The sequence below is a fragment of the Tatumella saanichensis genome (genome assembly GCF_000439375.1).
Classification (GTDB): Bacteria; Pseudomonadota; Gammaproteobacteria; order Enterobacterales; family Enterobacteriaceae; genus Tatumella; species Tatumella saanichensis.
The window spans coordinates 170,332-196,260 of sequence record NZ_ATMI01000002.1; the positions used below are offsets into that span (position 1 = coordinate 170,332).

General features: G+C 51.4%; 21 protein-coding genes. 12 read left to right on the forward strand and 9 right to left on the reverse strand.

The genetic code is table 11. The features are described 5' to 3' along the window. Positions 1 to 8: 8 nt before the first annotated feature. The 3 genes from DW47_RS0101900 to DW47_RS0101910 form a co-directional block, all read right to left on the reverse strand. Positions 9 to 356, reverse strand: coding sequence for a DUF1493 family protein (locus DW47_RS0101900; protein WP_029684636.1), 348 nt, complete (start codon positions 354 to 356; stop codon positions 9 to 11). Between the two features lie 9 nt (positions 357 to 365). Beyond that, positions 366 to 809 (reverse strand): STM2901 family protein, encoded by a 444-nt coding sequence (locus DW47_RS0101905; RefSeq protein ID WP_029684637.1) that lies wholly within the window; start codon positions 807 to 809, stop codon positions 366 to 368. 174 nt (positions 810 to 983) lie between these two features. Next, positions 984 to 1,865: a beta/alpha barrel domain-containing protein gene (locus tag DW47_RS0101910; RefSeq protein ID WP_029684638.1), complete on the reverse strand. Its 882-nt coding sequence runs from the start codon at positions 1,863 to 1,865 to the stop codon at positions 984 to 986. 171 nt (positions 1,866 to 2,036) lie between these two features. Between DW47_RS0101910 and ampD the strand changes: the two genes are divergently transcribed. Next, complete coding sequence (gene ampD, locus DW47_RS0101915) at positions 2,037 to 2,591, forward strand: 1,6-anhydro-N-acetylmuramyl-L-alanine amidase AmpD (protein WP_029684639.1); 555 nt, start codon at positions 2,037 to 2,039, stop codon at positions 2,589 to 2,591. A 32-nt stretch (positions 2,592 to 2,623) separates the two neighbouring features. After that, positions 2,624 to 3,478, forward strand: coding sequence for a beta-lactamase regulator AmpE (gene ampE / locus DW47_RS0101920; RefSeq protein ID WP_029684640.1), 855 nt, complete (start codon positions 2,624 to 2,626; stop codon positions 3,476 to 3,478). Between the two features lie 69 nt (positions 3,479 to 3,547). On the opposite strand, the gene aroP is transcribed toward ampE, so the two are convergent. Next, the gene (gene aroP / locus DW47_RS0101925) at positions 3,548 to 4,903 is read right to left on the reverse strand and encodes an aromatic amino acid transporter AroP (protein WP_029684641.1); all 1,356 of its coding nucleotides are present in this window, start codon (positions 4,901 to 4,903) and stop codon (positions 3,548 to 3,550) included. Between the two features lie 459 nt (positions 4,904 to 5,362). On the opposite strand from aroP, the gene pdhR reads away from it, so the two are divergent. The 4 genes from pdhR to lpdA all read left to right on the forward strand — a co-directional run bounded on the left by pdhR (position 5,363) and on the right by lpdA (position 12,457). Continuing rightward, positions 5,363 to 6,127 (forward strand): pyruvate dehydrogenase complex transcriptional repressor PdhR, encoded by a 765-nt coding sequence (gene pdhR / locus DW47_RS0101930; protein ID WP_029684642.1) that lies wholly within the window; start codon positions 5,363 to 5,365, stop codon positions 6,125 to 6,127. A gap of 113 nt (positions 6,128 to 6,240) precedes the next feature. After that, on the forward strand, positions 6,241 to 8,904 hold the full coding sequence (gene aceE, locus DW47_RS0101935; protein ID WP_029684643.1) for a pyruvate dehydrogenase (acetyl-transferring), homodimeric type: 2,664 nt from the start codon (positions 6,241 to 6,243) through the stop codon (positions 8,902 to 8,904). Between the two features lie 13 nt (positions 8,905 to 8,917). Continuing rightward, the gene (aceF, locus tag DW47_RS0101940; protein ID WP_029684644.1) at positions 8,918 to 10,807 is read left to right on the forward strand and encodes a pyruvate dehydrogenase complex dihydrolipoyllysine-residue acetyltransferase; all 1,890 of its coding nucleotides are present in this window, start codon (positions 8,918 to 8,920) and stop codon (positions 10,805 to 10,807) included. 225 nt (positions 10,808 to 11,032) lie between these two features. Continuing rightward, positions 11,033 to 12,457 (forward strand): dihydrolipoyl dehydrogenase, encoded by a 1,425-nt coding sequence (gene lpdA, locus DW47_RS0101945; RefSeq protein ID WP_029684645.1) that lies wholly within the window; start codon positions 11,033 to 11,035, stop codon positions 12,455 to 12,457. Positions 12,458 to 12,504: 47 nt separating this feature from the next. Here the strand turns inward: lpdA and mgtA are convergent, their stop codons facing one another. After that, entirely contained in the window at positions 12,505 to 15,204 is a 2,700-nt protein-coding gene (gene mgtA, locus DW47_RS0101950; protein WP_029684646.1) for a magnesium-translocating P-type ATPase, read from the reverse strand. 732 nt (positions 15,205 to 15,936) lie between these two features. On the opposite strand from mgtA, the gene acnB reads away from it, so the two are divergent. Both acnB and DW47_RS0101960 read left to right on the forward strand, forming a co-directional pair. Next, positions 15,937 to 18,534 carry a bifunctional aconitate hydratase 2/2-methylisocitrate dehydratase gene (acnB, locus tag DW47_RS0101955; RefSeq protein WP_152473122.1) on the forward strand — a complete coding sequence of 866 codons (2,598 nt, stop codon included), beginning with the start codon at positions 15,937 to 15,939 and terminating at the stop codon, positions 18,532 to 18,534. 139 nt (positions 18,535 to 18,673) lie between these two features. Next, positions 18,674 to 19,036, forward strand: a complete 363-nt coding sequence (locus DW47_RS0101960; protein WP_029684648.1) for a YacL family protein — start codon at positions 18,674 to 18,676, stop codon at positions 19,034 to 19,036. A 112-nt stretch (positions 19,037 to 19,148) separates the two neighbouring features. On the opposite strand, the gene speD is transcribed toward DW47_RS0101960, so the two are convergent. The 3 genes from speD to DW47_RS0101975 all read right to left on the reverse strand — a co-directional run bounded on the left by speD (position 19,149) and on the right by DW47_RS0101975 (position 21,255). Beyond that, positions 19,149 to 19,952 carry an adenosylmethionine decarboxylase gene (speD, locus tag DW47_RS0101965; RefSeq protein ID WP_029684649.1) on the reverse strand — a complete coding sequence of 268 codons (804 nt, stop codon included), beginning with the start codon at positions 19,950 to 19,952 and terminating at the stop codon, positions 19,149 to 19,151. A gap of 28 nt (positions 19,953 to 19,980) precedes the next feature. Continuing rightward, entirely contained in the window at positions 19,981 to 20,841 is an 861-nt protein-coding gene (gene speE, locus DW47_RS0101970) for a polyamine aminopropyltransferase (RefSeq protein WP_029684650.1), read from the reverse strand. Between the two features lie 63 nt (positions 20,842 to 20,904). Continuing rightward, entirely contained in the window at positions 20,905 to 21,255 is a 351-nt protein-coding gene (locus DW47_RS0101975) for a YacC family pilotin-like protein (protein WP_029684651.1), read from the reverse strand. A gap of 154 nt (positions 21,256 to 21,409) precedes the next feature. Here DW47_RS0101975 and cueO point away from each other — a divergent pair, with 154 nt between their 5' ends. The 4 genes from cueO (at position 21,410) to DW47_RS0101995 (ending at position 25,749) form a co-directional block, all read left to right on the forward strand. Next, on the forward strand, positions 21,410 to 23,053 hold the full coding sequence (cueO, locus tag DW47_RS0101980) for a multicopper oxidase CueO (RefSeq protein WP_029684652.1): 1,644 nt from the start codon (positions 21,410 to 21,412) through the stop codon (positions 23,051 to 23,053). Between the two features lie 186 nt (positions 23,054 to 23,239). Continuing rightward, complete coding sequence (hpt, locus tag DW47_RS0101985; RefSeq protein ID WP_029684653.1) at positions 23,240 to 23,776, forward strand: hypoxanthine phosphoribosyltransferase; 537 nt, start codon at positions 23,240 to 23,242, stop codon at positions 23,774 to 23,776. 279 nt (positions 23,777 to 24,055) lie between these two features. Next, positions 24,056 to 24,979, forward strand: a complete 924-nt coding sequence (locus DW47_RS0101990) for an ABC transporter ATP-binding protein (RefSeq protein ID WP_029684654.1) — start codon at positions 24,056 to 24,058, stop codon at positions 24,977 to 24,979. Further along, complete coding sequence (locus DW47_RS0101995) at positions 24,979 to 25,749, forward strand: ABC transporter permease (RefSeq protein WP_029684655.1); 771 nt, start codon at positions 24,979 to 24,981, stop codon at positions 25,747 to 25,749. The genes DW47_RS0101990 and DW47_RS0101995 overlap by 1 nt, the downstream gene beginning before the upstream one ends. A 37-nt stretch (positions 25,750 to 25,786) precedes the next feature. On the opposite strand, the gene DW47_RS17325 is transcribed toward DW47_RS0101995, so the two are convergent. Continuing rightward, positions 25,787 to 25,929: pantoate--beta-alanine ligase (locus tag DW47_RS17325; RefSeq protein WP_173391602.1), on the reverse strand; the 143-nt coding region annotated here is incomplete at its 5' end.

Genomic DNA, 25,929 nt, shown 5'->3' on the forward strand with positions numbered 1-25,929 from the left:
ATATCCTTTTAATCATAAAGCCAATACCCAGCGCTTGCAGATTCCGCTAACATTTTTAATGTCAAAGGTTTTGGCTGTTTCCATTTCCACTTTCGATTTTCTGCCCGTAAGATATTAAGCGGCATAAAAACTTCTTCATTTGGCCAGTAAAGCGCCAGAGTAAAACCACGGCGTTCAACATTAAAAAAAGTAAAATAGTGACAGAGGATCTCCTCCGCATCCTCCCGAACCCAGGGATAGTTACCGGTAGAAAGGCTAGTATCAGGAGTGATTACTGGTTTTTTGAAAAAGGGCAATAGTCGCATATTCCAGTTTTCGTTATACCAGTCAATAATCTGTTGCTGTCGATTATCCATAATAGCCTGCTAAAGACAATCTGCGGGATGTGCCAAGGTATTGTATTTGCTAACCGCCCTAAAAGTGATGATGACAATGTCACTGGCAATGATGACCCATCCCACGACAGGCAGACTCCTGCCTATAAAAGTGCTGAGTTTATACGTCATAATCCGTTTTACATTCGGAGGAAATCCTACCCATGTCGGCAGTCTAATTGGCATCATTGTCGCCCTAAACAGTTTTCGGGAGAGTAAGGAGGCGACAGATGTCACCGGAGTGGCTCCAGCAAACTTTCCTGTAACAGTGAGAGTATTGCTGCCTGAATATATCGCAGTGACTGCAGCAATATCTTTGATACCAAAATACTCTGACGTTTCATCTATCATAATCCAAAAGAAAAGTTCTCCTGCGCTGAGATTTGAAGTGTCTGAATAGAAATAGGTTCCATTTAATTCTTCTACAGTATCCATACTGTTATCTCGATAACGATCAAAACGCATTATAAATAATAAAGAAGTTGCTAGTATCACTGCTTTTATACTGAGTATTATTGATGCTATTCACAATTCAAAGAAAGTAAGCATCAGGTTTAAAAATAGAGTACGCATAAGTGCGGCGAATAACGACGACCGCACTCAGAACAATTAACTGGTAGGAGTAAGGCTAAGACGAATTGCCAGTGGTTGTTGGCTTACCAGCGCGGTGGCGGAGAGGTATTCAATCCCGCAGTGGGCAAGTGCCTGAAACTGCTGCGTGTCGAACGGGCCGTCCACCACCAGCGTCAGCCCCGGCAGTGCCGTAGGCAGGGTGCTGAGTTGTGGCAGCGAGAAACCTTGCAGTAAAATCAGATCGGCACCAGCTTGCTGGGCCTGATGAAACTGCTTGAGTGAGCTGACCGCAACCTCCACCGGACGATCAGGGTCCAGCCAGCGAGCATTTTCCATGGCTGCCGTCAGTGAGCCACAGGCAGAGATATGGTTAGCGGTTACCGGGATGGGATCATTCACATCCACGCGTTGGAAACCGGTATCGGCACAGAGCATGGCATATTTTAGTGATGCGGTGAGGGCGGGGGTATCATTGATACCGATAAGCACCCGCAAGTCAGCACCGGCGACGGCATTCAGTGTTTGCGCGAATACGGACGCGACGCCGCAGAGTCGCTGTAAGAACCACAGGGCAGTACTTTCTGCGGCCAGTATAGCGCTTATTGGGCCGCTCACCGTTGCTAGGGTTTGTCCGGCAGTGATGGCGACTGCATCATCCACTTGCCACGTCAGGGTGAGAGTGGGGTCAATAGCGTTAAAGACCGCCTCTGCCCAATGGCGACCACAAAAAATTCCGTCCCGCTCGCTGATAATAGTGGCCTGCGCAGTCTGATTGGTAGACATCAGGGCACGGTCGATGGGATGTGAGAGGGTTGTGGGGGATTTTATCCTCTGGCGAACCGCCTGCAAAATTTCATTGTGCGCGCGTTCACGTAACTGTCGCTTACAGTGCTGTGAAACGATTGGGCTGACAGGCATAACAAGGGTTGCTCCTTTAGTCACAGAGCTAAATACTGTAGCCTGATGTATTGCTAGTCACCAGTTGAATAGCGTAACTATGTGTTGTCAACACTGGTTCCTTATAGACAGAAGCCCTATCATGGCCGTTTTGTTGATTTTTTCGATATCAGGCAGGAAGAGATGACCGCAATGAAACTGGAATCCGGCTGGTTGAGCGCCGCGAAAAAAGTCCCATCCGCGCATTTTAATGAGCGTCCTGATGAGGTCGTTCCGCGGTTGCTGGTGATCCATAATATCAGTCTCCCCCCCGGTCAGTTCGGAGGTCCGTGGATCGATCAGCTGTTTACCGGCACCTTATCTCCAGAGGCGCATCCCTATTTTCAGGAGATTGCCCACCTAAAAGTGGCCGCCCATTGCTTGATCCGGCGCGATGGTGAGATTGTGCAGTATGTGGCGTTTGATAAACGCGCCTGGCATGCCGGTCAATCGTCCTATCAAGGGGAAGATAACTGCAATGATTTTTCTATCGGCATTGAGTTGGAAGGGACGGACACTGAGCCTTATACCGATGAACAGTATCAGTCACTGTGCCGAGTCACTGAAACACTGATGCGTTGTTATTCGATCAAGGCTGAAGATATTACCGGACACAGTGATATTGCCCCAGGTCGTAAAACCGATCCAGGCGAGTCTTTTGATTGGGCCCGTTACCGCCATGAAATCGATGTTAAAACCACTTCCTGAACAGAGCTGCACAGACAGAAAGGCGACAAAGAATGACATTATTTACCTTATTACTGGTGTTGTGCTGGGAGCGTTTATTTAAGCTCGGAGAACACTGGCAACTGGAACGCCGACTGACCCCGCTGTTTCGTGGGCAGACTCATTTCTCGTTAATGCGGACCGGCGGTATGGTGGTGCTGGCGATGCTGATCACCCTGCTGGTGGTGCATGGCCTGAAGGGGCTTTTATTTGGTATCCCGTCGCTGCTGCTGTGGGTAGTGGTCGGCGTGTTATGTATCGGAGCCGGGGTGACGCGCTTGCATTATCATGCCTATCTGAAGTCGGCCAGTGTGGATGATCAGGTCGCTCATCAGGCGATGGCGGAAGAACTGAGCCTGATCCATGGCTTACCGGATACCGCCAATGAGCGCGTTTATCTGCGGGAACTGCAGAATGCTTTACTTTGGATTAACTACCGTTTCTATTTGGCACCGCTATTCTGGTTTGTGGTGGGCGGTGCCTACGGGCCAGTCACACTGGTAGGCTATGCGTTTTTACGGGCCTGGCAGGGCTGGCTGGCGAAACATCACAGTGCTGCCGAACGGGAGCAATCAGGGGTGGAAAGAATACTGTTTGTCGTCGACTGGATCCCGGTACGGTTAGCGGGTGCAGCCTATGCCATGCTGGGCCATGGTGAAAAAGCGCTGCCGGCCTGGTTTAAATACATGCAGGATTTCCGCCATACCCCGTATCAGGTGCTGACCCGGCTGGCACAGTTCTCTCTGGAACGTGATCCCTGCGAGGATAAGGTTGAAAAACCGCGTATCGCGGTAGCGCTGGCAAAACGTATTACCTTGGTGCTGGTGGTGATCGTGGCCTTACTGACCATTACCGGCGCACTGCTGTAGCAGGCGCGCAATAAAAAGGGCCACTGGCGTTCTCTGCACAGTGGCCCTTTTTTATGTCTGCCGATCGGTTCAGTGCGACACTGTTTTCTGCTTAAACGCATAACCAATGGCGAGGATCACTAGCCATACGGGAATTAACCAGACCGAGATAGCCATCCCCGGGGTGAGCACCATCACCACCAGGATAGCAATCAGGAACAGCAGGCATAACCAGTTTCCGACCGGATAGAACAGCGCCGGAAAGCGCGGTTTGACCCCTTGACGATCCTTGGCTTTACGGAATTTCAGATGAGCCAAGCTTATCATCGCCCAGTTGATCACCAACGCAGAGACCACCAGCGACATCAGTAAGCCGAAGGCTTTGGCTGGCATTAGGTAGTTAATCAACACACCAATGGCGGTAGCCAGCGCTGATAATCCAAGCGCCATATAAGGCACACCGCGGCGATCGGTTTTCATCAGGATCTTTGGACCGTTGCCCTGTTTAGCCAAACCGAACAGCATCCGGCTGTTACTGTAGACACAGCTGTTATAGACCGATAAAGCGGCGGTGAGGATCACCACGTTGAGAGCATTTGCCACTAGGCTATCGCCCAGCTCATGGAAGATCAGTACGAAGGGGCTGCCGCCTTCGACGACTTTGGTCCACGGATAGAGCGACAGTAGGATAGCCAGCGAGCCAATGTAGAAGATCAGGATACGGTAGATCACCTGATTAGTGGCCTTCGGAATGCTGCGCTCTGGGTTATCGGCTTCGGCGGCGGTAATACCGACCAACTCAAGGCCACCGAAGGAGAACATAATCACTGCCATCGCCATGACTAGTCCGGTAATGCCGTGTGGGAAGAAGCCGCCGATTGCCCAGATATTGGTGACCGACGCTTCTGCTGCCCCATGTCCACTGACCAGCATCCAGCCGCCGAACAGGATCATCGCGACCACCGCAACCACTTTGATCATGGAAAACCAGAATTCCATTTCACCGTAGAGTTTAACGTTACCGAGGTTAATCGCATTGATCAGCACAAAGAACGCTGCCGCTGAGACCCAGGTCGGTATTTCCGGCCACCAGTACTGAATATAGACCCCGACAGCAGTCAGTTCTGCCATGGCGACTAATACATATAAAACCCAGTAATTCCATCCAGAGGCAAAACCGGCAAAGCTGCCCCAGTATTTATAGGCAAAGTGACTAAATGAACCTGCAACCGGTTCTTCAACCACCATTTCACCCAACTGGCGCATGATCAGAAAAGCGATAAAGCCGCCAATGGCATATCCCAACAGAACGGAAGGGCCGGCCATTTTGATCGTTTGTGCGATCCCCAGAAAAAGGCCGGTACCAATGGCGCCACCGAGAGCGATTAGCTGAATATGGCGGTTTTTTAACCCCCTTTTCAGCACGTCCTCTTGCTGTTTTTCCATAAAAACCTCGTAATGATAAACACCGCTGCTTACCTGTCAGGGAAAAGCAGCCATATGTCTGATTTTGATTATTATTTTACCCGTTAACACCGACGTCTGTCTGTCGTCAGACGCTGTTCAGAATAAAGATAAGTGGTGCGCTTTGCACTCGGCTTTTGATATTTAGTGCGGAAAAGTTGATATCCCGCCGTTATGGGTAGCGTCTCGCTTAACGGTGGGGAACAAATTACATTGCTGACGGAACGGCTTAATTAGCAATAAATGGATATTTTTTGCCTTTAAGCGATATACTTCACTGCCTTTTACCTTATATCTAGGATGTGATCCAGATTAGATACTGTAAAGGCAGCAGGAAGCCTTTATGGACAGCTGGTAAATATTTTGTTACTTTAGCGCCGTAAAATGGTAATTGGTATGACCAATTATCCGGACTGTTGATAGGGACTGATATTTTACGGCATGACGTACAGCAAAATCCGACAGCCAAAGCTTTCCGATGCGATTGAACAGCAACTGGAATCGCTGATCAGGGAAGGTTCACTACGCCCCGGCGAACAACTTCCGCCGGAGCGTGAACTGGCTCGGCAATTTGAGGTTTCGCGTCCTTCGGTACGCGAGGCGATCCAACGCTTGGAAGCCAGGGGGTTGCTACTGCGCCGCCAGGGCGGAGGAACCTTTGTACAGCGCGATCTGTGGCAGAGTTTGAGTGACCCATTGGTAGGGCTACTGGCCAATTCTGCAGAGTCACGTTTTGATTTGCTGGAAACACGGCATGCACTTGAAGGGATTGCCGCGTATTATGCCGCCCTACGGGGGACAGAGGAAGATCTGCAACGTATCCGTGAACACCATCTTCGTATCCAGCAGGCCCAGAGCAGCGGTAATCTCGATGAAGAAGCGGATGCTGTCATTAAATATCAAATCACCGTCACCGAAGCCGCCCATAATATGGTCTTGCTGCATCTGGTTCGCGCCATGGGACCATTGTTGGAGCAGAATGTCCGTCAGAATTTTGAAATACTCTACCTACGCCGCGATATGTTGGAGCAGGTAAGTGCGCACCGCGCCAGAATTTTTGAGGCGATTATTGCACGTGAGCCCGAAAAAGCCCGTGAACAATCACACTCACACCTGGCGTTTATTGAAGAAATATTGCTGGAAAGAAGCCGGGAACAAAGCCGGCGGGCACGGTCTCTCCGACGTCTTCAGCAACGCAAGGCTTAAGTACATCACGGGATGTGCAATTAAGAAGGGTTTACCTGACACTCTCCGGCCCAGTGCCATTCAGGTATGCCTCTGAAAAATCAACGTATTAGACACAGATAAGGAAAAGCCCCATGTCAGAACGTTTACCTAATGACGTGGATCCGATTGAAACCCGCGACTGGCTACAGGCGCTCGAATCGGTCATCCGTGAAGAAGGTGTTGAACGTGCTCAGTACTTAATTGATCAGGTACTGGACGCAGCTCGCAAGGGTGGTGTTAATGTCGCAGCCGGTACTACGGTTCACGACTATATCAACACCATTGCCGCTGAAGATGAGCCGGAATATCCGGGCAATCAGGCACTGGAGCGACGCATTCGTTCAGCTATTCGCTGGAACGCTATCATGACAGTGTTACGTGCCTCGAAAAAGGATCTGGAACTGGGCGGTCATATGGCCTCTTTCCAATCCTCGGCCACTGTCTATGAAGTCTGCTTTAACCACTTCTTCCGTGCCCGTACTGCACAGGATGGCGGTGATCTGGTCTACTTCCAGGGCCATATCTCTCCAGGCATCTACGCCCGTGCGTTCCTAGAAGGTCGCCTGAGCGAAGAGCAGATGAACAACTTCCGTCAGGAAGTGCATGGCAAGGGGCTTTCTTCTTATCCTCACCCGAAACTGATGCCTGACTTCTGGCAGTTCCCAACGGTTTCTATGGGACTTGGACCATTGTCAGCCATTTACCAGGCGAAGTTCCTGAAGTATCTGCAACACCGTGGCCTGAAAAATACCGCGGCACAGACCGTCTATGCCTTCCTCGGCGATGGTGAGATGGATGAACCAGAATCTAAAGGGGCGATCACTATCGCGACCCGTGAGAAACTGGATAATTTGGTGTTTATCATCAACTGTAACCTGCAGCGTCTGGACGGTCCGGTCACCGGTAATGGTAAGATCATTAACGAACTGGAAGGCATTTTTGCCGGTGCCGGTTGGGAAGTGATCAAAGTTATCTGGGGCGATCGCTGGGATGAACTGCTGCGTAAAGATACTAGCGGTAAGCTGATTCAGCTGATGAATGAAACCGTTGACGGTGATTATCAGACCTTTAAATCCAAAGATGGCGCCTATGTGCGTGAGCACTTCTTTGGTAAGTATCCAGAAACCGCTGAGTTGGTCAAAGACATGACCGACGAGCAGATCTGGTCACTGAACCGTGGCGGCCATGATCCGAAGAAAGTCTATGCGGCCTTGAAAAAAGCACAGGACACCAAAGGTAAACCAGTACTGATCCTTGCGCATACCGTCAAAGGTTACGGTATGGGTGAAACCGCTGAAGGGAAAAATATTGCGCACCAGGTCAAGAAAATGAACATGGATGGCGTGCGCTACATCCGCGATCGTTTTAATGTCCCAGTCAGCGACGAACAGTTGGAATCTCTGCCGTATGTGACCTTTGATGAAGGTTCGGAAGAGTACAACTACCTGCATGGTCAGCGTGAAAAACTGGGTGGTTACCTGCCAAGCCGTCAGGAAAAATTCTCTGAAGCCCTGGAGATGCCGTCTCTGGAAGAGTTCCGTCCATTACTGGAAGAGCAAAATAAAGAGATCTCCACCACCATCGCTTTCGTACGTGCCTTGAACGTGATGCTTAAGAATAAGTCGATCAAAGATCGTCTGGTGCCTATCCTCGCGGATGAAGCCCGTACCTTTGGTATGGAAGGCCTGTTCCGTCAGATCGGTATCTACAGCCCGAACGGTCAGCAGTATACGCCGCAGGACCGTGAGCAGGTTGCTTACTATAAAGAAGACGAAAAAGGTCAGATCCTGCAAGAAGGGATCAACGAACTGGGTGCCGGTGCCTCTTGGCTGGCGGCGGCAACCTCTTATAGCACCAACGATCTGCCGATGATCCCGTTCTACATCTACTATTCGATGTTCGGTTTCCAGCGTATCGGTGATTTGTGCTGGGCTGCTGGCGATCAGCAAGCCCGTGGCTTCCTGGTTGGGGGAACCTCCGGCCGTACCACCCTTAACGGTGAAGGCCTGCAGCACGAAGATGGTCACAGTCATATTCAGTCTCTGACTATCCCTAACTGCATCTCCTATGACCCAGCTTACGCCTATGAAGTGGCGGTGATTATGCATGACGGTCTGGAGCGTATGTACGGTGAAGCGCAGGAGAATGTTTACTACTACATCACCACCCTGAACGAGAACTACCATATGCCTGCCATGCCGGAAGGCGCGGAAGAAGGTATTCGTAAAGGGATCTACAAGCTGGATACGCTGGAAGGAAACAAAGGGAAAGTTCAGCTGCTGGGCTCGGGTTCTATCCTGCGTCATGTCCGTGAAGCGGCAGAGATCCTGTCTAAAGACTATGGCGTGGGTTCAGATGTCTACAGTGTGACCTCCTTCACTGAACTGGCCCGTGACGGTCAGGATTGTGAGCGTTGGAACATGTTGCACCCGACCGAAGCACCGCGCGTACCTTATATTGCTCAGGTGATGAGCGATGCGCCAGCCGTGGCGTCTACCGACTATATGAAACTGTTTGCTGAGCAGGTACGTAACTATATTCCGGCCAGCGACTACCGTGTACTGGGGACCGATGGTTACGGTCGTTCAGACAGCCGTGAAAACCTGCGTCATCATTTCGAAGTGGATGCGTCGTATGTGGTGGTGGCTGCTCTGGGTGAACTGGCGAAACGTGGTGAGATTGATAAGAGTGTGGTCGCAGAAGCGATCCGCAAATTTGATATCCATGCGGATAAAGTCAACCCGCGTCTGGCATAAGAGGTAAAGATTGATGGCAATTGAAATCAAGGTCCCGGATATCGGTGCTGACGAAGTTGAAGTGACCGAAATTCTAGTGAAAGTGGGCGACAGCGTGGAAACGGAGCAGTCGCTGATCACCGTAGAAGGCGATAAGGCATCGATGGAGGTGCCTTCACCGCAGGCGGGTGTGGTAAAAGAGATTAAAATCGCGACCGGTGACAAAGTGGAAACCGGGTCACTGATTATGATCTTTGAAGCCGCGGATGATGCTCCAGCGCCGGCCGAACAAGCACAGCAAGCGGCAGCCTCGCAAGCCAATGTACAGCCTGCGACACAAACTGCCACCCGAGAAGTACAGGTACCGGACATTGGCGGTGATGAAGTCGAGGTGACTGAAATCATGGTCAAGGTCGGTGACAGCGTGCAGGCCGAACAGTCGCTGCTGACCGTGGAAGGTGATAAAGCCTCCATGGAAATTCCGGCGCCGTTTGCCGGCACAGTGAAAGAAATTAAAGTCACTACTGGTGATAAAGTCAGCACCGGTTCACTGATTATGGTGTTCGACATCGCGTCTTCCGGTGAGTCACCTGTGGCAGACGCCAAGCCGTCCGCTGCGGCTGCACCGGCTGCCTCTGCGGGCACGAGCAGCAAACAGGTCAATGTCCCAGACATCGGCGGTGATGAAGTCGAAGTGACCGAAATCATGGTCAAGGTTGGCGATAGCGTCGAAAGCGAACAGTCACTGATCACCGTGGAGGGCGATAAAGCCTCCATGGAAGTGCCGGCACCGTTTGCTGGGGTCGTTAAAGAGATCAAAGTTGCCACCGGCGATAAAGTCAGCACCGGCTCGCTGATGATGGTATTTGAAGTAGCGGGTAGCGCTCCGGCCGCCCCAGCAGCACAACCGGCTGCTGCAGAGAAAACCAGCGCCGCGCCAGTTGCCGCCGCTAAACCTACGGCAGCACCTGCCGCAGCGGAAAAAAGTGATTTCGCCGAAAACGAGGCCTATGTCCACGCCACGCCGGTTATCCGTCGTTTGGCCCGTGAATTCGGCATCAACTTAGCGAAAGTGAAGGGCACTGGGCGTAAAAACCGTATCCTGCGTGAAGACGTGCAGAGTTATGTGAAAGACGCGGTCAAACGTGCCGAAACTGCGGGCACGGCGTCTGCCGGAATGCCTGGTATGTTGCCATGGCCGAAAGTCGATTTCAGTAAATTCGGTGAAGTTGAGGAAGTGGAGCTGGGCCGTATCCAGAAACTGTCTGGAGCGAACCTGAGCCGTAACTGGATGATGATCCCGCACGTCACGCACTTTGATGAATCGGACATCACCGAACTGGAAGCCTTCCGTAAACAGCAGAATATCGATGCTGAAAAGCAGAAGCTGGACGTAAAAATCACGCCGGTGGTGTTCATTATGAAGGCCGTGGCGAAAGCGCTGGAAGCTTTCCCGCGTTTTAACAGTTCACTTTCTGAAGACGCGCAACGTTTAACGTTGAAAAAATACGTTAATATCGGTGTAGCGGTGGATACACCTAACGGTCTGGTGGTTCCGGTGTTCCGTGACGTGAACAAAAAAGGCATTATCGAGTTATCCCGTGAACTGATGGAAATCTCGAAAAAAGCCCGTAACGGTAAACTGACCTCCGGCGATATGCAGGGCGGATGCTTTACGATTTCAAGCCTGGGCGGGCTGGGGACAACCTCGTTCACGCCAATCGTCAATGCGCCAGAAGTGGCCATTCTTGGCGTCTCTAAATCGGCGATGAAGCCGGTTTGGAACGGCAAAGAGTTTACGCCGCGCCTGATGCTGCCACTGTCGCTGTCGTTTGACCACCGTGTTATTGACGGGGCAGACGGTGCTCGGTTTATTACCTATATCAACCAAGTGCTGTCAGATATTCGCCGTCTGGTGATGTAATCTCACTGAGGCCGGGCTTCCCCGGCCTCAGTGCTGTTCAGCCGTATCGCTGAGCAGTAGGGGGCCATGAACCCTTCCAAGGTGACAATCGGGTTATAAGAAAGCCGTTTGCAGTTTGTTAACAATTCTGTAAACTCTTGCGCTACATGCGGACCGGTGGTGGCCGGCCGTAATCATTGATAACTACTGACGTCGGACTGTCGGACAGTCAAATAAGAGGTCATGATGAGTACAGAGATTAAAACCCAAGTCGTGGTACTTGGTGCAGGCCCTGCGGGCTATTCCGCTGCATTTCGTTGTGCGGACTTAGGCCTGGAAACCGTTCTGGTTGAACGCTACAGCACCCTGGGCGGTGTCTGTCTGAATGTAGGTTGTATCCCTTCTAAAGCGTTACTGCACGTTGCTAAAGTGATCGAAGAAGCCAAAGCTCTGGAAGCCCATGGCATTGTCTTTGGTCAGCCACAGACCGATATCGATAAAGTCCGCAGCTGGAAAGATAAAGTCATCAATCAGCTGACCGGTGGCCTGGCAGGTATGGCGAAAGGCCGTAAAGTTAAAGTGGTCAACGGTATCGGTAAATTTACCGGCGCCAATACCCTGCAAGTGGAAGGTGAAGGCGGCGCAACCACCATTACTTTTGATAATGCCATTATTGCGGCCGGTTCCCGTCCGGTGCAGTTACCTTTCATCCCTCATGAAGATCCGCGTGTCTGGGATTCTACCGACGCGCTGGCACTGAAAAATGTGCCGGAACGTCTGCTAGTGATGGGCGGTGGTATTATCGGTCTGGAAATGGGGACCGTTTACCATGCTCTGGGATCCAAAATTGACGTGGTTGAGATGTTTGACCAAGTGATCCCGGCAGCCGATAAAGACGTGGTGAAAGCGTTCACTAAACGTATCAGCAAACAGTTTACCCTGATGCTGGAAACGAAAGTGACAGCCGTGGAAGCCAAAGAAGACGGTATCTACGTGTCGATGGAAGGTAAAAACGCGCCTACTGAACCTCAGCGCTATGACGCAGTGCTGGTGGCTATCGGTCGTGTGCCGAATGGTAAGAGCCTTGATGCCGGTAAAGCGGGTGTAGAGGTCGATGACCGCGGCTTTATCAATGTCGATAAGCAGATGCGTACCAATGTTCCCCACATCTTTGCGATTGGCGATATCGTCGGTCAGCCGATGCTGGCGCACAAAGGGGTGCATGAAGGTCATGTTGCCGCAGAAGTGATTTCCGGTAAGAAACATTACTTCGATCCTAAAGTCATTCCTTCTATTGCCTATACCGAGCCAGAAGTTGCTTGGGTAGGACTGACCGAGAAAGAAGCCAAAGAAAAAGGCCTCAGCTACGAAGTTTCTGTGTTCCCGTGGGCCGCCTCAGGACGGGCGATTGCTTCCGACTGCGCCGACGGTATGACCAAACTGATTTTCGACAAAGAATCTCACCGTATCCTTGGCGGGGCGATTGTCGGGACTAACGGCGGTGAGCTGTTGGGTGAAATCGGTCTGGCGATTGAGATGGGCTGTGATGCCGAAGATATTGCTCTGACTATCCATGCTCACCCGACACTGCATGAGTCGGTCGGTCTGGCTGCGGAAATCTTTGAAGGCAGCATCACTGACCTGCCTAACCCGAAAGCGAAAAAGAAATAATCGCTGACGGTAATAAAAAACGGCTCCCACGGGAGCCGTTTTTTGTGTCAGAACCACTGTCCAAAGCGACGGCAGTAATACTGTTTGGTGCCCTGGCTTAGCAGGCAATAACTGCTAAGGATCAGCAGCAGCCAAGGAAAGTAATCGAGGGGCAGCGGGGTGAGACCGATACTGTGGGCCAATCCGCTGTAAGGCAGGGCGATGCCGATAACCACCACCAGCAGGGTACTGACCAGAACGGGCCAGCGAGCACAGCTTTGCAGGAAAGGGATCCTGCGAGTGCGTAGCATATGCACCACCAGAGTTTGGGATAACAGCCCTTCCACAAACCAGCCCGACTGGAACAACGAAGCCATGCTACTGCCAGCGTCAGCAAACAGATGCCACATGATCACAAAGGTCGCTACATCAAACAGTGAAGAGAGTGGTCCCATCACTAGCATAAAGCGACCGATATTACCGGCATCCCATTTACGCGGCTGGGCAACAAATTCATCGTCCATCCGATCCCAAGGGAGTGCCATCTGAGAAACATCGTAGATCAGGTTTTGCAGCAGAAGTTGAATGGCTAGCATCGGCAAAAAGGGCAGAAAAGCACTGGCGATCAGTACTGAAAAGACATTCCCAAAGTTAGCACTGGCGGTGATATTCAGATACTTAATGATATTACCGAAGGTTTGACGACCGGTGCGTACTCCCTGTTCTAGTACATTTAGGTCTTTCTCCAACAGGATAATATCGGCAGCGCTACGGGCAACCTGAGTAGCATTTTCGACGGAAATCCCCACATCCGCGTGATGCAGTGCGGCGGCATCGTTGATCCCATCACCGAGAAAGCCGACGGTGTGTCCGCTTTGTTGCATCAGCGTCACCAGTCGGGTTTTGTCGCTGGGGGTAAGGCGTGCAAACAGTGAATGCTGGGGCAGTAGCGCTTTCAGCTGAGGATCGTCCATGGCGGCAAGCTGCGGACCGGTGAGAGGAGTACCGGTATCCAGCCCAAGCTGTTGACAGATCTTAGCACTAACCTCAGCATTATCTCCAGTCAGGACTTTTACCGCCACACCAAGTTCCTTCAGCGCGGTAAGCGCCGCCTGCGCTCCTGGTTTTACTGGGTCGAGGAATAACAACATACCGTTGAGGGTCAGTTCCCGCTCGTCACCCTGGGACAGACGACGGGTTGCTTGTTCTACGGGTAGGATGCGGGTGGCCACTAGAAGTACCCGATAACCCTGACGGTTGTACCCCGCGACGGTCTCACGAATGTGCTGACGTTTGACGTCTGTCAGAGGCTGCGTGGCTTCTGATACCCTCAGCTCACTACAGCGTGCGAGCATCTCTTCGCTAGCCCCTTTGCAGATAATGTACGGGCAGCCTTGGTCGTTAAATACCGATACGGACAAGCAACGACGGGTAAAATCAAAGGGCAGTTCATCGGCTTTACGCAAATGTTGTAAACGACGGCTCATTCCCTGTTGCCGCCCATAATTAATCACTGCGCGATCCATCGGATTACTGATGCCTTGCTGATAGTAACTGTTCAACCAAGCCAGTTCCGCGACCCGGCTATCCGCCTCACCCTGCGGGTTCAGCGTGCTGACCAATGCCATATTATCGTCGGTAAGGGTCCCAGTTTTATCGGTGCACAGTACATCCATCGCTCCGAGGTTCTGGATAGCATGGATGCGTTTTACCACCACTTTTCGGGCAGCCAGTGCCATAGCGCCTTTTGCCAAGTTGGTGCTGACGATCATCGGCAGCATCTCTGGGGTGAGGCCGACGGCAACAGCCAAGGAGAAAAACAGTGCATCGGTCCAGTTACCCTTGGTCAGTCCGTTGATCACAAACACCACCGGCACCATTACCCCCATAAAACGGATCAGTAGCCAGCTGACGCTGTTGACCCCTTTATCAAAGGCGGTTGGCGGCGGTGCCGCGGCGATTTGCCGAGCCAGAGAGCCGTACCACGTTTGGTTGCCGGTGGCGACCACCACCGCCCGGGCGCATCCGCTGATAACGCTAGTGCCCATCAGGGCAATAGCCGGTTCATTCAGTAAGCGGTGTTCGCCGTATTCATCTACGGGAGACTGCGCTGTCAGCCGTGCCTGCTTTTCGACCGGCAGTGTCTCACCGGTGAGGGCGGACTGATTCACCAATAAATTGCGGCTTTCCAGCAGTCGCAAGTCAGCAGGGATCATATCCCCGGCACTGATCTCGACAATATCTCCTGGCACCAGTTGCTGGCGCGGCAAGGCCAGTAACTGTATCTCCTCGGCATCATCGGAGCGCTGTACTCTGGCAGTGACTTCAATCAGGGCATTCAGCGCCTCGGCCGCTTTACCGGTGCGGTATTCTTGTATAAAGCGCAGCAGGGTACTGAACAGCACCATGCAGCTCATAATGGTTACGCTGGTCAGGTCGGTAGGTTTTCCGGCGCGAAAAGGTAACCAGAAATCGGTAATAAAACTGACACAGGCCAGAGCGAGCAGTACATAGATAAAGGGGTTATGAAACGCCAGCAACCATTGCAGTAAGGCAGGAGGCGCTTTATGGGGAGTGATTTGGTTAGCACCCTGACATTGCAAGCGATGGCTTGCCTCCTCAGTGGATAAGCCCTCTGCGCAGGTATTTAATTGCCGAAGGGTGGTTTCGCTGCTGGTGGCGATATGTCGAGCAATACCGGTGCGATCAGACGGTTCGGTAGGCTTTGCAGAGTGCGGGTAAGGGCGGGTATTCAGTATCTGAGTCATCTCATCATTATCCATATCAGGCTGTCAGTACCGGTTAGCGCGGTGCTGTACAGCAAAAACTGAGATGCGTTGCAGACGTCAGGCAGGCGTCCTCCTGCAACGCGTAATACGTTGCCGTCTCGTGTCATCGTCCATTATTGGCTCCTTGAAGGGACAGGTTTAGAAAAGGGAGAGCGGTCGCATAATGCAACTATTAACCGGTTTTTTTGGGATCCCCGGGAGGAAAGAGTGCGTGAGTCAACATTTTCTGTCCTCAGTGTGGCGTAAAGTGAGCCTGCCTGTGGCCGGTTCATGGGGGTATGGCAGAGCAACTTCCGGTATCTGAGGGGCGGTGGAAAAATAGATCCGCGCAAAACAGCCCTGCAAATCATAAGGGCTTTTTCAGACAAGGGGAACCGCAAACGTCAACCAGACATCAACCACTGTAAACTATTTTAGCGACAGGAGAGCACTGCAGATCCATGACCTTGTGACAGAGAATTCTTTTTCTTTATGTTTCACAGTAAAAGAGTGATAGTTTAATTAATGTATTAATTTTCAGTTGATTACCTCTGTCTGCGGGTAGCGTATCACCCGATCTTAAATGTTGATTTTTTGTAAACAGATTAACAACGATTTGGGATCCTGATATGCTGCAAAAACGGGCCCGCTCTTCTGAACTCTGCCCTGATCCCCTAAATAACGCAGAGTCAGATGGCCGGAAGCCATTACAATGTGAGTGAGGAGAACGTCGTGCTAGAAGAATACCGTAAGCACGTTGCCGAACGTGCAGCGCTGGGGATTGTCCCCAAACCTTTGGATGCTTCCCAAACGGCAGCACTGGTTGAACTGCTAAAATCGCCGCCAGCCGGTGAAGAAGCGTTCCTGATGGATCTGCTGGTTAACCGTGTGCCCCCTGGCGTTGATGAAGCCGCCTATGTGAAGGCCGGGTTTCTGGCGGCAATTGCCAAAGGTGACGCCGTCTCTCCGCTACTCAGCCCTGAGAAAGCCATTGAGTTACTAGGCACCATGCAGGGGGGGTATAATATCCATCCGCTGATTGAGGCGCTGGATAGCGACACACTGGCTGCGGGGGCTGCCAAAGCCTTATCACATACCCTGCTGATGTTTGATAACTTCTTTGATGTCGAAGAAAAAGCCAAAGCCGGTAACCCCTATGCGCAGCAGGTGTTGAAATCCTGGGCGGATGCGGAGTGGTTCTTGTCGCGTCCAAAACTGGCCGAAAAAATCACCTTAACGGTTTTCAAAGTCACCGGTGAAACCAACACCGATGACCTTTCTCCGGCTCCAGATGCGTGGTCGCGTCCAGATATTCCCTTGCATGCACTGGCGATGCTGAAAATTGCCCGTGAGGGGATTGAGCCGGATGATGCCGGTAACGTTGGGCCGATCAAACAAATTGAAGCCTTGCAGAAGAAAGGTTTCCCGTTGGTGTATACCGGCGATGTCGTCGGGACAGGCTCTTCCCGTAAATCAGCGACCAACTCTGTACTGTGGTTTATGGGGGAAGATATTCCTTATGTGCCGAACAAAAAAGGTGGCGGTGTGGTACTGGGCAGTAAAATCGCACCAATTTTCTTTAATACCATGGAAGATGCCGGAGCCCTGCCGGTTGAGGTGGATGTCAGTAACCTGAATATGGGCGATGTTATCGATATCTATCCCTATAAAGGGGAAGTACGCCGCCATGAAAATGACGAACTGGTTGAAACCTTCAGCCTGAAAACCGAGGTGCTACTGGATGAAGTCCGCGCCGGTGGCCGTATTCCGCTGATTATTGGTCGTGGCCTGACCAGCCGTGCTCGGGAATCTCTGGGATTAGCGCCCAGTGATGTCTTCCTAAGCTCGAAAGCCGTCGAAAAAAGTACCCGTGGCTTCTCGCTGGCGCAGAAAATGGTGGGTCGTGCCTGTGGCGTGACTGGCGTACGTCCGGGTGAATATTGCGAGCCGAAGATGACCTCGGTAGGTTCTCAGGATACCACCGGGCCGATGACCCGTGATGAACTGAAAGATTTGGCCTGCCTTGGCTTCTCGGCAGATTTAGTGATGCAGTCCTTCTGTCACACCGCCGCGTATCCGAAACCGGTGGACGTGCAGATGCAGCACAGCCTGCCCGACTTTATTATGAACCGGGGTGGGGTCTCTCTGCGCCCAGGGGATGGCATTATCCACAGCTGGCTGAACCGTATGCTGCTGCCGGATACCGTCGGTACCGGCGGAGACTCTCATACCCGTTTCCCTATTGGTATCTCCTTCCCAGCAGGCTCTGGTCTGGTGGCATTTGCAGCGGCGACCGGTGTGATGCCACTGGATATGCCTGAATCGGTATTGGTCCGTTTCAGCGGAAAAATGCAACCGGGGATCACCCTGCGTGATCTGGTACATGCCATTCCGCTGTATGCCATCAAGCAAGGTCTGCTCACTGTTGAGAAGAAAGGTAAGAAAAACATCTTCTCTGGACGTATCTTGGAGATCGAAGGTCTGCCTGACCTGAAAGCCGAACAGGCTTTTGAGCTGTCTGATGCATCGGCAGAACGTTCTGCTGCCGGTTGTACTATCAAGCTGGATAAAGCGCCGATCATTGAGTATCTGACCTCCAATATCGTGCTACTGAAATGGATGATCGCGGAAGGCTATGGTGACCGTCGTACCCTTGAACGTCGTATTCAGGGCATGGAAAAATGGGTGGCCGATCCGCAATTGCTGGAAGCGGATGCTGACGCAGACTATGCCGCGGTGATCGATATTGATCTTAACGAGATTACGCAGCCTATCCTGTGCGCACCGAACGATCCAGATGACGCGCGCTGGCTATCGGAGGTACAGGGTGAGAAAATCGATGAAGTGTTTATCGGTTCCTGTATGACCAATATTGGCCACTTCCGTGCCGCCGGTAAATTGCTCGACAACCATAAAGGGCAGCTGCCAACACGTCTATGGGTGGCTCCGCCAACCAAAATGGATGCCGCGCAGCTGACAGAAGAGGGTTACTACAGCGTGTTTGGCAAGAGCGGTGCGCGGGTCGAGATCCCTGGCTGTTCACTGTGCATGGGGAACCAAGCACGAGTGGCAGAGGGGGCGACCGTCGTGTCGACTTCAACTCGTAACTTCCCGAACCGTTTGGGTAATGGTGCCAATGTCTATCTGGCTTCAGCAGAGCTGGCAGCCATCTCTTCGCTGCTCGGCAAATTGCCTACTCCGGAAGAATACCAGCAGTACATGGCGCAGGTGGACAAAACGGCCAGCGATACCTATCGCTATCTGAACTTTGACCGCCTCAGTCAGTATACCGATAAAGCCGATGGCGTAATTTTTCAGACAGCCGTCTGATACCTGTTATCATAGCCGTAGGCAACAAAGCACAGCTTATGCTGTGCTTTTTTTATGGCTCCGCAGTCAGGGCATGGGGTCAGGTAAGCGTTTCAGCAGTCAGTCGCGTAGAAGCGAGTAGTAGGTTCAGGAGTCTGTTATGGAATACCAGTTTGTGCACGATGTGACCGGCAACGTGATAGTGCGGATGTCGATGGATCATGAAGCGGTGGGGCACTGGTTTAATGATGAAGTTCGTGGGGATCTGGCTGTACTGGACGAGGTGCGTGCCGGTGCTGCGTCCGTCAAAGGAACCAGTAATCAGTGGCATAAGCCCGGTAAAGAGTATTCATTGTGGATCGACGATGAAGAAGTGATGATCGGTGCCAATCTACTCTCCTTCGACACAGATGAGCTTGAGGAAGGGATGAGTTATTACGATCAAGAGTCATTGTCGTTCTGTGGTACCGAGGATTTCTTTTTATTGGTGGATGCTTACCAGAAATTTATTGAGCGCCGCTAACAACATTCTGACGAATACTCACGGGAGCGACTGACATCATCTTCTCTGTGGTATGGGAATTGTTTGATGAGTTAAGGAAAGAGACCGGCGGCAGTCGCCGGTCAGGGATGATTTATTTCATCGAGACTGCGGGGATATTGCGACCATAGTAAATTTCACGCATCTCTTTCCATAATAACTGAGTGATACGCTGGTGTTCCGCCGGGGAGAGATCTTCTGGTCGGGTATGGAATAGGTAGTGCTTCAGGTCAAACTCTTTCAACAGCATTTTGGTGTGGAAGATGTTCTCCTGATAGACATTGACATCTACCATGTCATACATCGACTTCATATTGTCCGACATGAAGTTCTGAATCGAATTGATTTCGTGATCGATAAAATGCTTAATGCCATTCACATCGCGGGTAAACCCCCGAACGCGGTAATCGACAGTGACAATGTCCGATTCCAGTTGATGGATCAGGTAATTCAGTGCATTGAGCGGGGAGATCACACCGCAGGTTGAGACCTCGATATCGGCGCGGAAAGTACATAACCCACCTTCAGGATGACTTTCCGGATAGGTATGGACGCAGATATGGCTTTTATCAAGATGGGCGACAATCGTATCTGGTAACGGACCGGGGTGCTCCGAGGTATCGATATCCTCGGGATTGACCGGCTCTTCGCTGACCAGAATGGTGACACTGGCGCCCTGGGGTTCATAGTCTTGACGGGCAATGTTCAGAACATTGGCGCCGATAATATTGCAAGTTTCGGTCAGGATTTCAGTCAGTCGGTTGGCGTTATACTGCTCATCAATATAGGCAATGTAGCCGTCACGCTCTGCCGGGGTATTGGCGTAGCAAATATCGTAGATACAAAAACTCAGGCTTTTGGTCAGGTTGTTGAAGCCATGTAGTTTCAGCTTTTGCAATTTCGTTCACCTCCTTCAGTCGATGCGATCACTCTGCTTCCAGAGCATCCAGTAAATACTGCGGTAATGCAAAACTGCCCTGATGAATAGCAGGGGTGTAATAACGGCACTTTATGCCAGATTCTTTGAGGCGCGAGGCGAGGAGTTCGACCGGCAGATAGCGCAATGAATCGTTATTGGTCGCCCAGGCAAACGTCATAATTCCGCCATAGTAGGTCGGGACAGCGGCCTGATAAAAGCTGACATCGGAAAAGTAAGGCGTTAAACGGCGATGACTGTTAATCGCTTCTTGCTGCTGTAAAAAGCAGACCCCGTTTTGTGCAACAAAGATACCGTTTTCGTTGAGACAGCGCTGACACCCAGCATAGAAGTCAGAGGTAAATAAGCTCTCACCGGGGCCGATGGGGTCCGTGCAGTCAGAGATAATGACATCAAAGGTTTGATCGGTCTGGTTAACGAAGTTTACCCCATCGTCAATCACTAGGGTAAAGCGCGGGTCTTCATACGCACCGGCACTGTGCTCTGGCAGATATTCGCGGCAGAAGCTAACGACGCTTTCATCGATTTCCACCATGGTGATATGTTCTACCCCTGGGTGTCTAGCGACTTCTCGTAACATACCGCCATCACCACCGCCGATAATGAGTACACTGCGGGCTTCCCCGTGGGCAAATAAAGGAACATGGGTCAGCATTTCGTGATAGATAAATTCATCACGGCTAGTGGTTTGTACCACGCCATCCAGCGCCATCACTCGGCCAAAAGCACGGTTCTCGAAAATCACCAAGTCCTGGTGTTCAGTCTTATCCCGATACAATTGTTTATCGACGGTAAAATACTGTCCAAAGCCGTCATGTAGGGTTTCATGCCAGTGGTTAGACTGCGACATCAAATGACTCCTCTGAATAAATCTAAGGGTAAAAGCAACACCGTGGGAGAGATCCTATCACCGTTATTTACTGGCGTAAGCCAATAAGCTGAGTGAGTTTTTCGCCAATGACTGGCATTTGAGGGATTCAGGAACCGGGATCCCGCTGAGGTCTTCATAGCTAGACTCGCCTCGTTGTTGCATATTCAACTGATTGTAATTACTCAGATCCCAGTGATTTTCACGGGCAAAAAACAGCAGGGCATTACGGATCTGGATATCGGGAATATCCTGATAACCACAGTCATTTTTAAGATAGATAAATACTGCGGTTAAATCGGCCATATCGTCGGCCTGTGAATCATCCAGTGCATAACTGTTGCTGGCGACGCTCCATAACAGCGATAGCAGCAGCAGCCTGAAAATTTTAGTCATCGTCATTCCCTTTCTATTCTGATCTTCACGTTAGCATAGATATCTGACGGATGACGATCTATTTGACCGACATCACATTGTGTCTTTCTTGACCTTCCTGCAGGGTAAAGGTTTATGCTTACTAAATGCGATTATTGTCTAAGGGAACTTCGTGATGCAGCGTCGAGACTTTCTGAAACTGAGCAGTGCCTGTGCCGCCGCAGGCTTATTTTCTGGCTGGAGCCGTACCCTTATGGCGGACCAACGGCCGATACTTCCTGTCCCGACTCTGCTTACTCCGGACATTCGTCAGCGGATCCGCCTGACAGCGATGGCCGGTAGCACCGAATGGATGGGTAAAGCAGTACCAACCTGGGGTTACAACGGTAGCCTATTGGGACCGGCGATCCGTCTACAGCGGCATCAGTCGGTGACCATTGATATTAATAATACGCTGCCGATGGCGACAACCCTACACTGGCATGGACTGAAAGTCGGTGGTGAGGTGGATGGCGGTCCGCAAGAGTTGATTGCTGCTGGAGGTCGACGGGAAGTGACCTTTACCCCCGATCAGCAGGCTGCGACCTGTTGGTATCATCCCCATTATCACGGCCACACCGGTTTTCAGGTCGCACACGGACTGGCGGGGATGCTGATCATCGATGATGATGAAATCAGTAAACTGCGTCTGCCGATTGAGTGGGGGGTGGATGATATTCCACTGATTTTCCAAGATAAAAACCTGACTCCTGATGGGAAGAACGTCGATTATCAGTTGGATATTATGCGGGCTGCCGTCGGCTGGTTCGGCGACCTGATGCTGACCAACGGGGTGAACTATCCTCAGCAGGCGGTGCCGCGAGGCTGGACACGCTACCGTATGCTTAACGGTTGTAATGCTCGTAGCCTGATTATCTCCACCAGTGATCACCGCCCAATGTATGTGATTGCCAGCGATGGGGGGTTGTTAGCGGAACCAGTACGACTGGATTCCCTGCCAATGATGCCAGGTGAGCGTTTTGAGGTGATGATCGACAGCAGCGATGGCAAACCCTATGACATCGTGACCTTACCCACCGATCAGGTTGGCATGACGTTGCCGCCGTATGATGCACCGCTGTCGCTGGTCAGCATCCTGCCGTTACGCATTGCCGCCAGCAGTACTCTGCCGGATCAGCTCTCGACCCTGCCGTCATTACCGCCCGAAACGACCTTACAGGGTATGACACACCGTCGCTTGACGTTGTCGATGGATAAGACCCTTGATCAGCAAGGGATGGCGGCATTGATGACGCGCTATGGCAAGAAAGCGAGGGGTAATATGTCGATGGATGATCACTCTGAAATGTCAATGGACCAGGGGGAACATCAGCACGACGGTATGTCTGGCATGAAAATGGATAATATGTCCGGTATGCAGGGGATGGCGATGGGTAGGCAGCAGAGCCATACCAATCAGCCCTATGATTTCCATCAGGGCAATAAGATCAACGGTAAAGCCTTTGATATGAATCATCCTTCTTTTGATGTGCCGCGCCAAACGTCAGAGGTATGGCAGATCAGCGGTAAGGGCGACATGATGCTGCATCCCTTCCATATTCATGGCACCCAGTTCCGCATTCTGTCGGAGAACGGCAAGCCGGTCGCTGCCCATCGTCAGGGCTGGAAGGATATGGTTCGGGTGGAAGGAGGTGCCAGTGAGGTGCTGGTCAACTTCCCACACACCGCTGACAAACAGCATACCTATATGGCGCACTGTCATCTGCTGGAGCACGAAGATACTGGCATGATGCTCGGTTTTACCGTCAGTGACAGCTGAAACCGCTACCCTGCGATAAAACACGCCGGGTGCTGACAGCGGCCGGCGTGCTAGCTTAATCCCCCCGTAGGCTATCGTGAAAATTCGGTCTGTGCGATAATCGCCGCCGGTGATCGCAGGATCATCACCGTCTTAATTCCAGCCATTGATGAGGTGACACTGAGTAAACTCAGTGAAAGAGATATTATGAAACACACCGTTGAAGTGATGATTTCTGAACAGGAAATTCGAGAGCGTATTACTGCCCTGGGCCAGCAAATAACTGCCGACTACCGTGATCGCGGTAATGATATGGTGCTGGTGGGTTTATTACGTGGATCATTTATGTTTATGGCTGACCTGTGTCGTGCCATAGATGTGTCTCATGAAGTGGATTTCATTACTGCATCCAGTTACGGTAACGGGATGTCGAGCACCCGAGATGTGAAGATCATCAAAGATCTGGATGAAGATATCCGTGGTAAAGATGTCCTGATTGTCGAAGACATTATCGACTCCGGTAATACTCTCAGTAAAGTGCGAGAAATTCTGCGTCTGCGCGAACCAAAATCTCTGGCGATTTGCACGTTGCTGGATAAACCGGAACGCCGTGAAGTAGACGTGACGGTGGAGTATGTTGGCTTTACTATCCCGGACGAGTTTGTGGTGGGATATGGCATTGACTATGCTCAGCGTTATCGCCATCTGCCGTATGTCGGTAAAGTGGTGATCCTCGAACCCTGATCTCTGTGTCACCGATAGCACAATCTTTCAGGCCGGTTTTTCCGGCCTGTTTTATACTGTGGCAGTTTTGACTTCTGGGTCTTACTCACGTCTGAAATGTCCTGACTGGAGCGTCTTCCGGCAGTCAGTCACCCTGGCTTGAACAGCGTCGCGGACAGCATACGCACCTTAGTGCGATGACTGAACGCTGAAAGGTCGCTGCGTGAGCGACAGTGAACATGACAGCAATAATCGATATGTTAACTTTATATACGTCATTTTGACGGGGATGGAGCAGGTATGACTTATGCACTGGAAATTTCAGGGCTGACCAAAACCTATGGCGAAAACGTCCATGCACTGAAAGGGTTAGATCTGACCGTCAGTGCTGGCGATTTTTATGCCCTTCTCGGGCCGAATGGTGCCGGTAAATCCACTACTATTGGCATTATTAGCTCTCTGGTCAACAAAACCTCCGGCAAGGTCAGTGTGTTTGGCCATGACCTCGACAGCGACAAGGTCAATGCCAAACGTCAGCTGGGGCTGGTGCCGCAGGAGTTTAACTTTAACCCATTTGAAACGGTGCTGCGTATCGTGGTGAGCCAAGCCGGCTACTATGGCGTTGAGCGTAAAGAAGCCCTGCTGCGGGCAGAGAAATACCTGCGTCAGCTCGACCTGTGGGAGAAACGTGATCAGAAAGCACGTATGCTGTCCGGCGGGATGAAACGTCGCTTGATGATTGCCCGTGCGTTGATGCATGAACCTGCACTGTTGATCCTTGATGAACCTACCGCTGGCGTCGATATCGAACTCCGTCGTTCAATGTGGACCTTCCTACGTGAGCTGAATGAGCAGGGGACCACCATTATTTTGACTACCCACTATCTGGAAGAGGCAGAGATGCTGTGCCGCAATATCGGGATTATTCAGCGTGGTGAGCTGGTGGAAAATACCTCGATGAAAAATCTGCTCGGTAAGCTGAAATCTGAAACCTTTATTCTTGATCTGGCACCCGGTGGACCACAGCCGTTACTGCAGGGTTTCACGTGTCAGCACGTTGATACGGTGACGCTGGAAGTCGAGGTCATGCGTGGGCAGGGACTGAATGAGGTGTTCCGCCAATTGAGCGAGCAGGGCGTCTCTGTCCTGAGTATGCGTAATAAAGCGAACCGACTAGAAGAACTGTTTGTCAGTCTGGTTAATGGCACTGCGGAGGAGCACTAATGGCGCATTTATACTGGGTAGCCCTGAAGAGTATCTGGGGCAAAGAGATCCATCGCTTTATGCGTATTTGGATCCAGACACTGGTGCCGCCGGTGATCACCATGACCCTCTACTTTGTGATTTTCGGCCATCTGATCGGCTCCCGTATTGGCGATATGCACGGTTTTAGCTATATGCAGTTTATCGTACCGGGATTGATTATGATGTCGGTGATCACCAACTCTTACTCCAACGTGGCTGCCTCGTTTTTCAGTGCTAAGTTCCAGCGTAACATTGAAGAGTTACTGGTGGCTCCGGTACCGACCCATGTGATTATCGCTGGTTATGTCGGAGGAGGGGTAGCACGTGGTATCTGTGTCGGTATTCTGGTCACCGCTATTTCGCTGTTCTTTGTGCCGTTCCATGTCTATTTCTGGCCCATGGTGGCACTGACCATTATCCTAACGTCGATCTTGTTCTCATTGGCAGGGTTACTAAATGCAGTATTTGCTCGGACTTTTGATGATATCAGTCTGATCCCGACCTTTGTGTTAACACCGCTGACGTATCTGGGTGGGGTGTTTTATTCGCTGTCATTACTTCCGCCGGTTTGGCAGGCAATTTCTAAGCTGAACCCAATTGTGTATATGATCAGCGGCTTCCGTTATGGTTTCTTAGGGATCGCTGATGTGCCGGTTGCCCTGACGATTGCCATTTTGCTGGTGTTTATTGCCGCTTTCTATTGGCTGGCATGGACATTGATCCAACGAGGGCGTGGTCTGCGTAGCTAAGCCTTCCCCCGTCAGCGGATGCAGACGGGGGATTTTTTTAGGGCAAGGGGACACTCTGATTATCAATGAGCCTTGCCTTACCCAACCATGCCGCCATCAGTATCACCGCCTTACGGCTGTTTGCCGTCAACGGCAGTAAGCTGTCACTGTCACAGATCGCAATCCCGTCTGGAATAAACC